This window comes from Rhodanobacter sp. MP1X3, assembly GCF_014207165.1.
Taxonomy (GTDB): Bacteria; Pseudomonadota; Gammaproteobacteria; order Xanthomonadales; family Rhodanobacteraceae; genus Rhodanobacter.
Map to the genome: position 1 here is coordinate 505144 of NZ_JACHCO010000001.1, position 16510 is coordinate 521653.

Genomic DNA, 16510 nt, shown 5'->3' on the forward strand with positions numbered 1-16510 from the left:
CGCCACGTTTCGATGCTGAATGAGGGCGAAGGTTTGTGTGGCCAGGCGTCAGTGAGACGACTCACCGCGACGACGAAGGCGATACCCAGTCATTCCGTCAGCATCTGCCACGCGGTGAGGTCGAGTGCCGAAGGTTTGTGTCGCACGAACATGCGTTTGCACAACTTAGGCCCAGATCAGAATGCTCATGAGCATGGCGAACACGGCGCCGCATTGTGATGGCGAGGAAGCAGGCATGAAAACATCGCTGGCGCAGGGATTTGCAGTTTAGCGGCTGGATCCAGCGGGTCGTCCGGGCGGATGCCGGTGCGCGCCAGCCCAACGCCAGTGGAACGGCCGTTGAGGCATGGCCTGCCGCGACCGTCACAAGTCCGTAAGATGGCGCCCCGGTGACAATCGAGTCCCGGGGACTTTCCATTCATGCGACGACTGCCGTTACATTTCACGCGAACCGTTGCGGTATCGCTCGGTGCGCTGCTGCTATTTGCCGGCTGTGTCTTTGCGACTGCGATGCAGGAGCCGAAGGTACTGCAACAGGTTTTCGTGCTGGCGTTGATGCTGTGCACTTTCGGCGCGCTGTTGTTTGTGACTGCGCGCTTTGCGACCGCGCTGGTGGTTTGCAGCGCGCTGTTTGCCGCGATCAAGTTTCTGTCGGTGCTGAAGATCAAGTATCTCGAAGAATCGTTGATGCCGTCGGACTTCATCTACTACGCCGGCACCAGCTTGCTCGATACGCTGCGGCACTATCCGCATCTGTACCTGCTGAGCATCGGCATTTGCGTCGTGGTGCCGCCGCTGTTGTGGCTGGTGTGGCGCTGGGACTGGCGCCTGTTTGTCGGACGCCGATGGTTGTCAGCGCTTGGTCTGCGCATGGGTGGCGTTTTGCTCAGCGTCTTGGTTTTCCTGATCTGCATGCTGCCCAATGGGCCGTTTGCGCAGGTGCATAACCGCGGCGTGTGGGAGAAATTATCCGACGATGCACAGCTGACCAACTTCTTCATCAACTTCGACGATGCCCGCGTGCACCTGCCGGCGATGTCCAGCGATGCGATTGCCGAGCAGCAGTGGGGATCGACTGCGCAGGGTGAACCAGGCAGCGCGCATCCACCGTATCCCGACATTGTGCAGGTGCTGGAAGAAAGCACTTTCGATCCGTCGATCTTCGCGGCCTGCGGCGTGCCGGAATGTCGTCTGCAACTGTTTCAGGCCGATGCGCGCACCCGCGGCACCGGCGTGCTGCGTACGCATACCTTCGGCGGCGGTACTTGGGTGAGCGAATTCGCCACGCTGACTGGCATGCCGCAGGATATCTTCGGCCCCGGCGGAATGTACGCGCCATACGTGCTGGCGCCGCACGTGCGCGACGCGCTGGCAATGCAGTTGCGGAGATTGGGTTACCTGACCATCGCGATCTATCCGACCGAAGGCAGCTTCATCAACGGCCGCAACGCCTACAAGTCGTATGGCTTCGATCATCTCTACGACGTCAACGAGCTGAAGCTGGACGAGTGGGAAGAAACCGACAAGCAGATGTTCGATGCGGCCAAGCGCGTCTACGATCAGGTCAAGAAGCCGGGCCAGCCGGTCTTTATCATGATCCTCACCATCAACCAGCACGGCCCGCACGACGACCTGCCGTTGGCCCAGTTGCCGGCGCCGTTCAACCGGGGGCTGTTGACCGGGCTGTCGCCGGCGGCAACGATCAACTTCAGTGCCTACCTGTCGCGCCTGCACGATTCCGACGTGGCCATGCGTGGGCTGGAGCACGATTTCCTCGACCGCGCACAGCCAACCCTGCTGGTGCATTTCGGCGATCATCAGCCGTCGTTCGAGGGCATGATCCGGCCGATGGCGCGCACACTACCGTTGGCGCTGCAGCCTTACCGCGATTACCTCACCTACTACATGCTGAAAAGCAATTTTGCGGGCGAGCCACTGCCGAGCTATCCGATGATGGATATCGCGTTTTTGCCAAGCATGGTGCTGCAGGCCGCCGGTCTACCGAAAGATCCCTATTTCTCCGCGCTGCATGAACTGCGCACGCGTTGCAACGGACTTTACGACGACTGCAAGATGCCGGGGCTGATCGATTCTTACCATGCATGGACGTTTGGACGTCTGCACGTCTATCAGTGAACGATTTTGGAAGTTGCCATGCCGTGCGGCTGGCAATCTCCATGTCGGTTGTCACCTAGCCGGCAAATGAAATGGCGGGTTCTGGCTCTTCAAACCAGACCAGTGAGCCGGACCGTTGCAGCCGATAGGGCAATGCCTTGCCCCGCAGTTCGATGTATCGCACCGCCTTGGCGACGATCGACACGCTTTCCTGATCGACGGAATCTTCCCTGGGCTTCTTCGTGTCGAAGACACGTCTGCCGTTGGCGTCACGGGTCTGCATGGAATAAAGCTCGATCTCCGAGCGGGCGGCGTGGTCGGCAATATCCAGCGCCAGTGAATGCAGGGTCAGTTGATTGCTGATCGCAGCATCCGCCTTGATGTCATCCAGGTAGTTAAGCATGGCATTCGTCCAAAAAATAACGGGTAATTACACGCCGGCCTTCAATCATGGATTTTGCGAACAGCCGACGATGATGACATCGGCTAGCCAGCTCACCCCCCAATTCCTGCCGATGCCGTTATCGTCCGTCAGGATTAAAATAATTTCCGGGAAATTATGTCATCAGCCCTACACCCAATGCAGCAAGTTCAGCAATATCTTTGTGCAGCGATTCCCAGCGCTCCGTGCCGAACGACTCCACCATACGTGTCTGGACGCCTTCCCAATGCGCATTTGCGGCCAAAGTCAGGGCGCGGCCTTTGCGAGTCAGCGAAACCTGCTTCGCATGGCCTTCGCCAATCCGACCACCTTTTATTGCAACCCAGCCTGACTGGATCATTGGCGTGAGAGTGCGATATAGCGAGGTGCGTTCCATGAACAAGATCTTGGCGAGCTGACTCAAAGGCAGCCATTCATGCCTGGAAATGGTGCGAAGAACAGGCAGTTGGGCCGCACTGACACCGGCATCGGCCAGCGCTGCATCGTAAAGGCGACTGACGGAACGCGAAGCCTTGCGCAACATGGAGCAGGCGCAGGGAAGTTGAGTGGCTGATAGCCTTTCCATAGGACAGTGTATTTACATCTTTGGGTCGAAGCAAACGCCTTGATACTCCGGGTTTGTCACATAGATATTGCCGATCAAGATTGGCTGAACCGGTGCTGGCAACCAGCTGATTGCTGGTTTATCCAGGCTGTCAAAAAATTTCCATGAATGCCTGCCAACCTGAGCGGCGTTGCCGAATTCGGTGACAGCTATCGGAGTGCAGCCATGAGTCGCCTATGCTTGATTACTCTCCTTGTCGCTGGAATGCTGGCCATGTCCGTTACCGCCCAAGCCCATGAAAAACAGGCCGATGAAAAGCCCATTGCTGCCAGGGTGCTGGTGATCGGTCATCGCGGCGCCAGTGCGCTGCGGCCGGAACACACGCTGGCTTCCTATGGCAAGGCGATCGCCGATGGCGCGGACTTCGTCGAACCCGATCTGGTCATGACCAAGGACGGCGTGCCGGTGGCGCGGCACGAAAACGAGATCAGCGGCACCACGGATGTGGCCGCGCATGCGGAGTTCGCTGCACGCAAGACGACCAAGACGGTGGATGGGGAGAAGATCACTGGTTGGTTCACCGAAGACTTCACGCTGGCCGAGCTTAAAACCCTGCGTGCCCGCGAGCGTCTGCCGGAACTGCGCAGCACGAAGTACGACGGCGAGTTCCAGATTCCCACGCTGGACGAGATCATCGACTTCGTCGCTGCCGAGTCCGCCGTGGTCGGGCATCCGGTCGGCATCATTCCCGAAATCAAGCACGGTACGTATTTTCAGAAGCTCGGCCTGCCAATGGAAGACAAGGTGCTGGCGATTCTCGCAGCACACTCGTATACACAAACCGCGCCGGTGGAAATCCAGTCGTTCGAAATCGCCAACCTGCGCTATCTGCGCGGCAAGTTGGGTGGCATGGGCTCGAAAAATAGCCACCCGAACATCCGCCTGCTGCAGCTGCTGGGGGATCCGAAAGAGCAGACCTACGACGTCACGGTTGCCGGCGGTAGGCTGACTTTTGCCGACATGATGAAGCCCGCTGGTCTGCGCGATATCGCCACCTATGCCGATGCCATCGGCCCGAACATTCGCGCGATCATTCCGCTGGCGCCCGATGGCACGCTGGGTCATCCCACTGCACTGGTGCATGACGCGCACGCGGCCGGACTTGAGCTGCATCCGTATACGTTTCGTCCCGAAAACAACTTTCAGGCGAAAAACTTCTGGCAGGGCAGCGATCCGAAAACCTTCAACGCGAAGGGCTCGGTGGCTGAGATTCGGGCCTATCTCGATGCCGGTATCGATGCGTTCTTTACCGATGATCCCGCGCTCGGTCGACAGGCGCTTGACGGTCGCTGAGTTGTCATGAACAAACGAACAAGCGAAGGATGGCTGTAACGGAACTGCAGTAGTCCCAGCCCAGCATGTGCAGCCTCTTTGTCATCTTGCGGATGGTTTTTCATGCGTTTTCTGCTGTATTCCCTGTTGCTGAGCACCCTGTCGCTTGCCGCGACCCAGTCATTGTTTGCGCAGTCCGCATCGACGCAATCCTCCGTGCGGCAATCAGTGCTGCTGATTTCGATCGACGGCCTGCGCCCTGCCGATGTGCTCGATGCGCAGCAGCGCGGCCTGCATTTGCCGAACCTGCAGGCCTTTCTCAAACAGGGCAGCTACGCGCATGACGTGCGCGGCGTGCTGCCGACACTGACGTATCCCAGCCACACCACGCTGATCACCGGCGTCTCGCCAAACGTCCACGGCATCGGCAGCAACCTCACGTTCGATCCGACCAACAAGAACCAGCAAGGCTGGGACTGGTACGCCAGCGACATCCGTGTGCCGACGCTGTGGGACGCTGCGCATGCGGCCGGACTCAGCACGGCCAACGTGCACTGGCCGGTGAGCGTGGGTGCGCAGGTGGACTGGAACCTGCCGCAGATCTGGCGCACCGGCCTGCCGGATGACCGCAAGTTGGTGGCCGCGCTGTCTACGCCAGGCCTGCTGCCGTCGCTGGAAAAAGACCTCGGTCCTTACGCTGACGGCATCGACGAAAGCCTGGCTGGCGACCAGAACCGCACCCGTTTTGCGATCCACCTGCTGGAAACCCGCAAACCGCAGTTCATGACGGCCTACGTGACCGCGCTGGATACCGAACAGCATGCAACCGGCCCGGATACGCCGACCTCGCGCAAGACGCTGGAAGGCATTGATGCATTGATTGGCGATCTGGTGGCGGCGGCGCGGCGCGTGCATCCGGATGGTGTTATCGCCATCGTGTCCGATCATGGCTTTGCGCCGGTGAAGCAGGACATCAATTTCTATGCACCCTTCATCAAGGCCGGCTTGGTCACCGTCAAGAATGGCACCATCACCGATTGGCAGGCGGCCGTGTGGAACGACGGCGGCAGCGCCGCGATCGTATTGAAAGATCCAAACGATGCAGCGGTGAAGACGAAAGTTGCCACGTTGCTTAAACAGCTGCAGGATGATCCACGATACGAGATCGACCACGTGCTCGACCATGATCAGCTTGTCGCCCAAGGCGGCACGGGCATGGCCAGCTGGTTCGTGTTGCTGAAGATCGGCTACGAGCTGGGCGTGACGCCCGATGCACCGCTGCCGGCGCCCGGCCATTTCCTCGGCATGCACGGTTACGACCCGGCGACGTCAGAGATGCGCTCCACCTTCCTGATCGAAGGTCCGGGTATTCCGGCCGGCAAGAATCTGGGCTCGATCGACATGCGTGATATCGCGCCGACATTGGCGAAGCTGATGGGTGCCAGTCTGCCGCAGGCGCAGGGACATGCGTTGCCGCTTCTGTCACCAGCACATTGATCGCTGGCGTCGTTAGCCGAGTGAACGTCATCGCTGTTTTCATTAGACGACCTCGAATAATTCTTCCGTGAGAGCGGCTTCAGCCGCGACAGCCACTGATCCCACAATCTGCAATGCAGATGTAAAACCGCGTACATAAAACGTCATCAAACTTGATTTGATGGCCACCTGGGGTGCTCTGGTGACTTTCCATCTTCCACACCATTTCGCGGTCAGCGTCATCGCGGACTGCTGCGCATCAAGGATACCTACGCATGTCTGCTCACACGCGCGCCACTCGTCAAACGAGTCTGGTGCTTGCACTGCTTGCCGCACTCTATGGTTCGGCAGCCATCGCCTCCGATACGGATGGCGTTGCCCCAGCCATAACGGCATCAGTTCCCAAGCCGGCAGCGGATGTCAACAGTGCGAAGACGATGGACGCGGTATCGGTAGTTGCGGTAGGCCAGACCCGGCAGATCCAGAGCATCACGATGGAGGACATCAAGGCCGCTCCGCCCGGCACCAGCGCACTGAAGGTGCTGAACGAACTGCCCGGCGTGAACTTCCAGTCGTCCGATCCCTGGGGTGCCTACGAGTGGTCGACCCAGATCACCTTGCACGGTTTTGATCAGAGCCGCCTCGGCTTCACCCTGGATGGTATTCCGTTGGGCAACATGGGTTATGCGGTCACCAATGGCCTGCAGGTGACCCGTGCGATCAGCTCGGACAATATCTCCAGAGTGGAACTGGCGCAGGGCGCGGGTGCGCTGGGCACGGCGGCCAACACCAACCTCGGCGGCACCGTGCAGTTCTATTCCGCCGATCCGGATGCCAAGGCCGGCGTGCGTCTCAATCAGGCGATCGGTTCGGATGATACGCACCGTACCTATCTGCGGCTGGATACCGGTGACTATCACGGCTTCTCGATGTATGTGTCGTACGACCATGCCAACACCGACAAGTGGAAAGGCTACGGCTCGCAGCTGTCCAACCAGCTGAATCTCAAGGCGGTCTATCAATGGGGCGACGGCAATCGCATCAGCCTGTTCGCCGACAGCTCCAAGCGCAAGGAATACGACTACCAGGATTTGTCGCTGACCAGCCAGCGCGTGCTGGGCTGGAATTACGACTACTGGCAGCCGAATTGGTCGCAGGCGCTGCAGACGGCCAACGCGATCCGCGGCAACGGCGCGTATCCAGCCTCATTGAACGGGCTGCCAGCCGACTACGACAAGGGCGATGCGAACTACTACGCCGGTGGTGGTATCCGACGTGACAACCTGGCCGGCTTGAACGGTACGTTCAACCTGGCCGATGGGCTTGTCCTGAATTTGGGCAGCTACTACCACGACGATCGCGGTGAGGGTCAGTGGGTAACGCCTTATGTCACGTCGCCTGCTTCGGGCCTGCCGCTGGCCATGCGTACCACCGACTATGGCCTGGATCGCTACGGCGTCACCGGCTCGCTGCAATACACGGTGGGTAATAACGATATCGAAGTCGGTGTGTGGGGCGAAAATTCCAAGAACAATATCGAACGCAACTACTTCAATCTCTACGGGCCGTTTGACGGGCTATGGAATTTCTACAGCAACGAAACGCCGTTCCTGCGCGGCTTCCTGCAGCACTACACCTATGACACCCGGATGGCCTACGCCGAGGATACCCTGCACTTCCTTGACGATAAGTTGACCGTCAACTTCGGCGCCAAGTCATTGCGCTCCACTAGCGACGCAGAATCGCTGGTAGCCACCACGGCATTCGCCCAGGGCAGCATCAAAGCCAGCAAGGGCTTTCTGCCGCAGGCCGGCGTTGACTACAAGATTGACGATTATCAGGATGTCTACGCGTCTTACAGCAAGAACATCAACTCCTACGGTATCCTGCCGTTCGCCACCTCGCAGGCAGCCTTCGATGCCAGCAAGGCAAGCCTCAAGCCGGAAGGTTCGCAGACTATCGAAACAGGCTATCGCGTACGCGGCAGCGCATTCGAAGCCTCGGCCGATGTGTACTACACCCGCTTCAGCAACCGCCTGCTGCAGACCACGCCATGTTCGGCAGTGCAAACCTGCGCCAGCATTCTCAACAACGTGGGCAGCGTCAAGAGCACGGGCGCCGATCTGGCGTTGATCTGGAAGCCGCTGGATCATCTGCGCTGGCTGAACTCGGTGTCGTACGACAACTCGAAATACCAGGATGACTATCTCAACGGTGGCGTGGTGGACACCAAGGGCAAGTACGTGGTCGGCATCCCCAGCTGGATGTACACCTCCAGTGCCACCTACACCTTCGGATCATGGCGCTTCAACCTGGATGGCAAATATACCGGTCGGCGCTACATCACCTATACCAACGATTCCCAGGTGCCAGCCTACTGGCTGTTCAATGGCGGCATCAATTACGACATAGGCGCCTACGGTGGTTTCGAGGACATCAGCTTTGGCTTCAATATCACCAATCTGGCCAACAAGCGTTACTTCGCCACCACCGGCACCAATGGCTACGTAGCCTCTGACCCGGAAGGCTATAACCAGACCCTGCAGGCGGGTGCGCCGCGGCAGTATTTCTTCAACATCAATGTGAAGTTGTGAATTGACGGCGAGCCCTTGCGGGCTCGCCGTTTGCTGTCCGAAGCTTGCATGCTAACGATGCTTCCGCTTTGTTTACTGCAGCCATCCGCTCTTCGGGCCAGCCGCGCTAAATGGTATTGAGTAGCACTGCGGTCCCGTTAAATGCTCCGTACCAGGCCCGGGATTGAGCAGTGGTGCGGATTGCGGGTTGAATGTGTTTGGTGTCGATTTGAACTTTGTTGCTCAAGAACTGCGTAACTTCCCAAGGGCAAGCGCTCTGGGGAGTACGCATGAACACTGGCAAGTTTGAGGCCGCCCCGGCTATCCGTCTGGTTAGGGCTTGCGGTCTGCCACGCTGTTCTTCGTGCCGCTGTGACTGGGGTGGCCTCAACCTCTGATACGGCGTCAGCCGCGCGGGCTACCAAGTTGAGCGATGAGTTGCCGATCTTCCTTGTGGTGGAAGTATGCAAGTCACTGAGAACGCGACCGCTGCGGTGTGCCTGCCAGCGGTCGGTGCTTGCCCCCTGTCCGGTTATTGGCGTTCCGGCGCGGCCATGTCGAAATAGGTCCAGTGCTGGCCATTGCTATCCAGCTGCTTCAGATGCAGGGCGAAGTCGAACTGTCGGGTCGACAGCGGGCTGCCGTCGATCCGTTGTGCGTTCAGGCCGGTGGCGGGCTGGTTGGGGCGCAGCAGGGTCGAGGTCAGGTGATAAGCATCGACCGGCCTGGCTTGGTCGCCGGCCAGCGCCTCGTGCAGTACTCGGCCTTGGGCCTTGGGGAGCTTTAGATCCATGAGTGCAGCGATGGTCGGCGCGAGATCGACGTTACCGCTTGGCAGCGCATCCTGAAAGCCGCTGCGAAAATCAGGGCCAGCGGCGAGCAGAGTGTTGTGGACGTCGATACGGCTGAAGCTGCCGTGTTCACCGCGTTCGTTGGACTGGCTGGCGTATTCGGTGCCGGGAAAACCCTGGATATTGGCGTTGGCATCCCACGCGTAGCTGATGATGATGTCCGGCCCGCGCGCAGCATTCTCCAGATGCACGTTCTCCGCTGGTAGCGTGCCGGGAATGTTGCCGTAACGTTTGGCTACGAATACGGCGGCGACGTATTCGCGCGATTGCAGGAAACGTACGGTGCGCTTTACCAGCGCGGCATCGTGCTCGGGCTGGTAGAGGTATTCGGTACCACCGTTGGAGGCGATCACCAACGCACTCTTGGGCAGTTCATCGGGCAGCTTGTAGCTGGGCGTGGTGTACGGGCCGGGTTTGCCGCAGAGGCGGCCATCGTCGTCGAAGCGGGTCGGATGAAGTTGAGAACCATCGGCCTTGATACCGCTCATCACCGGTGCGTAGATGCAGCCGGTGCCGTCGAAAGCGGTGAAACCGCCGTGGGTCAGCTCATCGGCCAGGCGCACGCCGCCGGAGACGGAATAGCCCCACTCGTTGTCGATGGTGGTGACGCGACCATCGTTGATCTGGCGCAGCGGGAATAGATCGCGCGGGCCGGCGATATTGCTGTGTGCGTGGTCGGAGACGACGACGATGTCGGTGCTCTGGTCCATGCCCAGCGCTTTGAGCTTGTCTTCGAGCTGACCGAGCAGTGCGTCCTGCGCCTTCAGCGCCAGATGGAATTCCGGCGAGCCGACGCCATACTGATGCTCGGTGGTATCCGGGTTGCGCAGCCACACGATGCTGAGGTCGGGGCGATGCTGTGCCAGCACCTGTTCCAGATACACCTTCATCATCCACGCGTTCGCGGCGGCGGGCGTGGTGTCGACGCCGGCGGTGGCGTCCGAGCTGGCGCCATCCTTCAAGGTGAGCATCTTGCCCTGTTCGGTGGGTGAGTCGTTTTCTTCGCTGAGGTTGAGCTGGCTGGAGTCGTAAGTGTTGATGGTGTTTTTCGGCAGCGCGACGCCCGCTTTCTGCAGTTCCTTGGCGAAGGTCAGTGGCAGCGCGGTGTTCTCGTCGAGCAGCAAGCCGTTGTTCGAAGTATCGCCGTTGGCGAGTTTGTAGTCCTGCAGGAAGGCCGGGCCGGACTTGCCGATGAGCGCGGTCTTCAGACCCGCCTTGCGCGCGGTGGCAAACAGCGTGGGCAGTTCCAGCAGTTCGTGCGCGTAGTGCGCATCGAGGTCACGCAGAATCGCATAGTCCTCGGTGAAGATCGGCGACTGGAAGTCCACGACCTGTCCTTTCGCATCCGAACCTTTGGCGCCCGGCGCCCAGAAGTGGTTGCCGTAGAAGCCGATCGTGCCGGGAAACGCGCCGGTGGCGAAGCTCGACGCGTTGGCCATGGTGAAGGTGGGATAGGTGGAATGGTTGTCCTCGAATACGCTGCCGCGTGCGCCCAGTGCCAGCAGGTTGGGCGTATCGTCCGCGCTGATCGCATCCGGGCGCATGCCATCCCACACGAATACGATGACGCGGCCGGGTGGCCTCGGGCCATGGGTGGGCGCGGCGGCGAAGGTAGGCGCCAGCGGCAGGCCGGTCAGCAAGAGGGAGCTGACCAGCAGGCGCAGCGAAGGTAGGGCGAAACGGGACATGCAAGACCTCGACGTGAATCAACAAGACAACCCGACATGCTGCGGACTGCGTGTTGCAGTTTGGTGGCAATCACGTGCCGTGAAAGCTGTGGCGCTGCAGCACGTGGTTTCGGCGGTGCGTGGCTATCATCGCGATCCACGCCCGTATTCAAGTGATGCATGTCGACGCTTTCCTCCACAGTTGCCCCTGGCGCATCACCGGCGTGGTTGAAACCCGCGCTGGTCGTGGCGGCCGTGGGCGCCATCGTGGGCGCGAGTGTCGGCACTGGCGAAGTGGTCGATGGATGGCGCTGGTTGCACTGGTTGTGCAAGCCGCTGGCGACGGCGCTGATTTTTACGATGGTGTGGTGCGTGCGCTCGCCGGTATCGCAGGTCTACCGACGTCGTATCCTCATCGGCATCGCTTTCTCGCTGGTCGGCGATGTGTTCCTGATGCTTTCGCCGCGCTGGTTTGTTGCCGGACTGCTGGGATTTCTGCTGGCGCACGGTTGGTTCATTGCGGCGTTTCTCAGCGATAAGCCGCTGGTTGTGCGACCGCTGGCGTGGCTGCTGTGCCTGGCTTACGGCGCGCTTGCGGTGTGGTTGCTGTGGCCGACGCTGGAACTGCCGTTGCGCATCGCCGTGCCGCTGTATATCGCGGTGCTGGCGACCATGGCCGGGCAGGCGGTGGGGCGCGCGCTGTGGCTGCGTGCGCGACGTGATCCGCACGCGCTGGCAGCCGGCTTTGCGGCCACCGGCGCGCTGGTGTTCATGCTCAGCGACAGCCTGCTGGCGTGGAATCGCTTTCTGGTGCCGCTGCGGTGGTCGGCAGCCGCCGTGCTGGGGGCTTACTATGTGGCGCTGTGGCTGATCGCGCGTTCTGTCGATGCGCGAGCCACGCCCGCGATGATGGGAGGGATACAACGATGACGCCCGAACGCATCATGGCCTGGGCCATCCCGGGTTTCTTTGTGCTTATCGCCATTGAGTTCGCAGTGGCGCGCTGGCGCGGGCACAAGGCCTATCGCAGCAACGATGCGATCAACAGCCTCGGGCTGGGCGTGATCTCGCAGATTGTTGGCGTGTTAAGCAAGCTGCTCAGTGTGGGCATCTATGCGTGGTGCGTGCAGCACCTAGGGGTGTTCCATTTAGCGGCCAACAGCGTGTGGGTCTGGCTCAGTGCGCTGCTGCTGTACGACTTTCTCTATTACTGGCTGCATCGCATGGGGCACGAGGTCAACGTGCTGTGGGCGGCTCACGTAGTGCATCATCAGAGCGAGGATTACAACCTCACCACCGCGCTGCGCCAGACCGGCAGCGGCGTGCTGCTGGGCTGGTTGTTCTATTTGCCGATGGCGCTGTTGGGTTATCCGGTGGAAGTGTTCGTGGTCGTGGCGCTGATCGACTTGCTGTACCAGTTCTGGGTGCATACGGGCGAAATCGATAAGTTGGGCTGGTTTGATCGGGTGTTCTGCTCGCCGTCGAATCACCGTGCGCATCATGCGGTGAACGATCGCTACCTCGACAAGAACTATGGTGGCATCCTGATCCTGTGGGACCGACTGTTCGGTACCTTCACTGAAGAGAACGACAGCGAGCCGCCGGTGTTTGGCACGCGTTCGCCGCTGCAGAGCTGGAACCCGCTGTGGGCGAATGCCGAGGTGTATTGGGCCATGGTGCAGGACGCATGGCATGCCGAACGCTGGCGCGACAAGTTGCAGCTGTGGTTTCGTCCGCCGGGCTGGCGGCCGGCCGACGTCGCGGCGCGCTTTCCCAAGCCGGCGTTCGACATCGATCATCCGCGCTATGACCCGCCGATGTCGCGTGGCTTCACCGTCTACCTGTTACTGCAGTTCGCGCTGCTGTTGGGGATGTCGATACATTTTCTGACCCTGGTGCCCGTCGCTCCGCTGCCGACGCTGCTGCTCTATGCGGGCTATCTGGTGGCCAGCCTGTGCGTGCTGGGCATACTGATGGAAGGTCGTCGCTCGGCCACATGGCTCGAAGGCGTTCGCGTGCTGGCAACGGCGCTGGTACCTGTGTTGAGCGGGAAGTGGTTCGGCATCCCTCATCTGGACGGCTATATGATGTTGGCAATTGCAGTGGTTTTCGGCCTGAGCGCACTGGCCTTGCCGTGGCTGCATGGTGGACAGCGGGGCTTGTCATTGCATGATGGCGCAGCGCCGGTTTGATGTCCCCATTCGTACCTGTGTCAGAGGCCATGCGGGCAACAGCGGCACTATTCGCTATGATCGCCGTTCGTTTCCGGGGATCAAACCATGAGTTTTCTTAGCAAGCTGCTGCGCCACAAGTCGGTCGAACAGCTGCAGGCCGAGGTGGGTCAACGCGGCGATTTCCGGCGCGTATTGGGGTTGTGGCAGCTCACCGCGATCGGCATTGGCGGCATCATCGGCGTGGGCATCTTCGTGCTGGCCGGCCAGCAGGCGGCGGTGAATGCCGGTCCGGCGGTGGCGCTGAGCTTCATCATTGCGGGCTTGGGCAGTGCCTGTGCAGCGCTGTGCTACGCGGAATTCGCGGGACTGATCCCGGTGACCGGCAGTGCCTATACCTACGGTTATGCGGTGCTCGGTGAGTTTGTCGCCTGGATCATTGGCTGGGATCTGCTGCTGGAATACGCGCTCGTAGTGGCCGTGGTAGCCATCGGCTGGTCCGGCTATGTGCAGGTGCTGCTGGCTTCGGCGGGCGTACATCTGCCGGAATGGGCGCAGCAGAGCATGAGCGCGCAGACCATGCAGTATTACTTGCAGCAGATGTTCGGCACGCATGGCGCGCAAGCGATCGCCGCGCCGAGCGATGGCCACCGCTTCAACGTGATCGCCGCAGGGGTCTCGATTGCTGTTGCGATATTGTTGACCCTGCGCACCGAGTGGGGTGCCCGCTTCAACACTTTTGTAGTGGCGATCAAGGTGATCGGTGTACTTCTGGTCGTCGGCGTGGGCGTGTTCTATATCAATACCGCGAACTGGCATCCGTTCATTCCCGCACGCGTCGTCGATGTCAAAACGGGGCAGGGCCACTTCGGCTGGCAGGGCGTGCTGACCGGTGCCAGCGTGGTGTTCTTCGCGGTCTTCGGCTACGACACGCTGACCACGGCAGCGGAAGAGGCGAAACATCCGCAGCGCGACCTGCCACGGGCGGTGCTGCTGTCGCTGGCGATTGCGATGGTGCTGTATATCGCCGTATCGCTAGTGTTGACCGGCATCACGCCGTATAGCCACCTTGGTGGCGATGCGTCGGTGTCCGATGCGTTCGAGTCGATCGGCCTGCACTGGCTCAGCATCACGATTGCGGCAGCCGCGGTCATCGGCGTGACCAGCGTGCTGTTCGCCTTCATGCTTGGGGCGGCGCGCATCTGGTTTGCGCTGGCGCGCGATGGCCTGCTGCCGGCATGGTTTGCCAAGGTCAGCCCGCGCTTCGGCACGCCGGCGCGGCCGACGATCATCCTCGGACTATTCACGGCCATCGTCGCCGGGCTGCTACCGATCGTTGAAGTGGCCGCGCTGGTGAACATCGGCACGCTCAGCGCCTTCATCATTATCTGTGCCTCGATCATGGTGCTGCGCGTGCGTCGGCCCGAACTACAGCGCAACTTCCGCACGCCGGCGGTGTGGTTTACCGCGCCGTTGGGTATCGTGTTTTCCGCAGTGCTGATCTATGGGTTGCCATGGATCACCTACGAGCGTTTCGTGATCTGGATGGCAATCGGCTGCGTAATTTATTTCGCCTACGGCATGCGCCACAGCAAGCTGGAACAACAGTAGTGAGCCTGTTCGAGTCAACTGGAGCTTGGATGTATTTCGACGACGACCATGCGAGTTGTAGACGATTAGCCGAGCTCTGCAAGGTTGCGGTTTTGGAGGGCTGTTTTTGTCGCGCCAATATTGCGTTAACAATCTCAAGGTTTGTTAGCCAATATGGCTGATCTGGACACTTCTGCAAGGCCTGCTTTGGGTAAGGGTCGCAGCCTTGGACTGGATGTATTGCGAGTTGCGGCGACGGTGCTTGTACTCCTGTCGCACTTCGGTGTTTTTTCTGCCGTGCATTGGCAGGTTCCTCATGCCGATTTGCTGTTCATTGCAGGGCCACTAGGTTTGGCAGGATTTTTTGTGCTGAGTGGCTTCCTGATCGGAAACATGCTGCTCAACATTGTCGAACGTGGTCCGAGTTTCCGCGAATGGAAGATTTTTACTACGCGGCGCCTGTTACGCGTCATGCCTACCTATATTCTCTGGCTCGTGTTGCTCTCAATGCTCGCCTCAACGCAGCAATTAAGTTTGAGTCGATTCGTGCACTATCTCACTTTGACTCAGAGTTTCGCGTGGCCAATGCCGTCCGATAATTGGTTTGGCGTGTCATGGTCGTTGGCTATAGAGGTGTGGTTTTATCTGCTGTTCGGCGCTCTCTCGCTGGTCGCTGCGGCCGTTTGGGGATATCGCGCTTTGTTAGCTGTGCTGGCAGCATTTTTGCTGTTGCCGTTGATTGCCAGAGCCTGCATGCCAGTCGCTTTGCCGTGGGACGCGTGGGTCCGCAAAATCACTGTGCTTCGACTCGATGCTATTGCCACTGGCGTGGCTGTGGCGGTGGCCATGCGCCGAGCTGAATGGATGGATCGTCATCATCTGAAGCTAGCTTTTTCCGGTGTGGTTTGTCTGTTGGGCATTGTCGTTTGGTGGGTGCTGGATGTCGGGAGATTCGAGTTGCAAACGCGCGCTGCACGGACGTTGATTTTTAATGGATTGCAACTGGGAGTGGCTTTGCTTATACCTGCACTTTTGCGCTTGCAGTGTGAGTCATCGTTTGTACGCCACATTTGGGCTTGGCTGAGCGATGCGACTTACGCGATCTATCTCGTGCACCTGAACTTCCTGCTATGGGCACTGATTTTGGTCGATCGAGGCATGTTCCCGTTTGCTGTCGGAATGACGCTGGCTTTTGCCGTGACCATCATCTGGGCCGCGTTATCTCTTCATTTTATCGAGCGTCCCATTCGTCGATATCGGCTCGGCCTTTGATGTTGATGACCTCTAAGCTGATCGGACTAGTGGCCGAGCTGGTGAACATCGGCACGCTCAGTGCCTTCATCATCATTTGCGCCTCGATCATGGTGTTGCGCGTGCGCAGGCCGGGATTGCAACGCAACTTCCGCACGCCGGCGGTGTGGTTCACCGCGCCGTTGGGTATCGTGTTTTCCGCAGTGCTGATCTATGGGTTGCCATGGATCACCTACGAGCGTTTCGTGATCTGGATGGCAATCGGCTGCGTAATTTATTTCGCCTACGGCATGCGGCACAGCAAGCTGGAGCTGGCTGGCAAGTAATCGAAGAGGTTTCGGCGGGATCCATGCGTCATTCATGACCTTCGGCATGGGTGAAGCGTGACGGGCGGGCGCTAGCATCAAGGGCTTGAATCCGTGCCGCGGCAACATTGCCCGTCCTGGAATGTCGCCCTGCCTCCGGAGAACGTATTGAAAGTTACCCGCCTTACTTGCG

At 59.8% G+C, this 16510-nt stretch carries 11 protein-coding genes and 1 pseudogene; 9 read left to right on the forward strand and 3 right to left on the reverse strand.

Annotated elements, in window-relative coordinates; genetic code table 11:
* Positions 1-420 precede the first annotated feature (420 nt).
* On the forward strand, positions 421-2136 hold the full coding sequence (locus tag HDE79_RS02035) for an alkaline phosphatase family protein (RefSeq protein WP_184600251.1): 1716 nt from the start codon (positions 421-423) through the stop codon (positions 2134-2136).
* 55 nt (positions 2137-2191) lie between these two features.
* Here HDE79_RS02035 and HDE79_RS02040 read toward each other — a convergent pair whose 3' ends face one another.
* Together HDE79_RS02040 and HDE79_RS02045 are read right to left on the reverse strand one after the other, a co-directional pair.
* On the reverse strand, positions 2192-2518 hold the full coding sequence (locus tag HDE79_RS02040; protein ID WP_184600252.1) for a hypothetical protein: 327 nt from the start codon (positions 2516-2518) through the stop codon (positions 2192-2194).
* Positions 2519-2672: 154 nt separating this feature from the next.
* The gene (locus HDE79_RS02045; RefSeq protein ID WP_184600253.1) at positions 2673-3080 is read right to left on the reverse strand and encodes a MarR family transcriptional regulator; all 408 of its coding nucleotides are present in this window, start codon (positions 3078-3080) and stop codon (positions 2673-2675) included.
* Positions 3081-3374: 294 nt separating this feature from the next.
* Here HDE79_RS02045 and HDE79_RS02050 point away from each other — a divergent pair, with 294 nt between their 5' ends.
* The 3 genes from HDE79_RS02050 to HDE79_RS02060 all read left to right on the forward strand — a co-directional run bounded on the left by HDE79_RS02050 (position 3375) and on the right by HDE79_RS02060 (position 8503).
* Entirely contained in the window at positions 3375-4454 is a 1080-nt protein-coding gene (locus HDE79_RS02050) for a glycerophosphodiester phosphodiesterase (protein ID WP_255488213.1), read from the forward strand.
* A gap of 102 nt (positions 4455-4556) precedes the next feature.
* On the forward strand, positions 4557-5930 hold the full coding sequence (locus tag HDE79_RS02055; protein WP_184600255.1) for an ectonucleotide pyrophosphatase/phosphodiesterase: 1374 nt from the start codon (positions 4557-4559) through the stop codon (positions 5928-5930).
* A 254-nt stretch (positions 5931-6184) separates the two neighbouring features.
* Positions 6185-8503 (forward strand): TonB-dependent receptor, encoded by a 2319-nt coding sequence (locus tag HDE79_RS02060; protein ID WP_184600256.1) that lies wholly within the window; start codon positions 6185-6187, stop codon positions 8501-8503.
* 511 nt (positions 8504-9014) lie between these two features.
* Here the strand turns inward: HDE79_RS02060 and HDE79_RS02065 are convergent.
* On the reverse strand, positions 9015-11021 hold the full coding sequence (locus HDE79_RS02065; protein ID WP_184600257.1) for an alkaline phosphatase family protein: 2007 nt from the start codon (positions 11019-11021) through the stop codon (positions 9015-9017).
* Between the two features lie 159 nt (positions 11022-11180).
* Here HDE79_RS02065 and HDE79_RS02070 point away from each other — a divergent pair, with 159 nt between their 5' ends.
* The 5 genes and pseudogenes from HDE79_RS02070 to HDE79_RS02090 form a co-directional block, all read left to right on the forward strand.
* On the forward strand, positions 11181-11930 hold the full coding sequence (locus HDE79_RS02070) for a lysoplasmalogenase (protein WP_184600258.1): 750 nt from the start codon (positions 11181-11183) through the stop codon (positions 11928-11930).
* Entirely contained in the window at positions 11927-13192 is a 1266-nt protein-coding gene (locus tag HDE79_RS02075; RefSeq protein ID WP_184600259.1) for a sterol desaturase family protein, read from the forward strand. The genes HDE79_RS02070 and HDE79_RS02075 overlap by 4 nt, the downstream gene beginning before the upstream one ends.
* Positions 13193-13279: 87 nt before the next feature.
* A complete protein-coding gene (locus HDE79_RS02080; protein ID WP_184600260.1) occupies positions 13280-14782 on the forward strand; it encodes an amino acid permease in 1503 nt (500 codons plus the stop codon).
* Between the two features lie 153 nt (positions 14783-14935).
* Positions 14936-16033, forward strand: a complete 1098-nt coding sequence (locus HDE79_RS02085; protein ID WP_184600261.1) for an acyltransferase — start codon at positions 14936-14938, stop codon at positions 16031-16033.
* A pseudogene (locus HDE79_RS02090) lies at positions 16021-16338 on the forward strand (amino acid permease C-terminal domain-containing protein); the annotation flags it as partial. The gene HDE79_RS02085 and the pseudogene HDE79_RS02090, both read left to right, overlap by 13 nt.
* Positions 16339-16510: the final 172 nt, after the last annotated feature.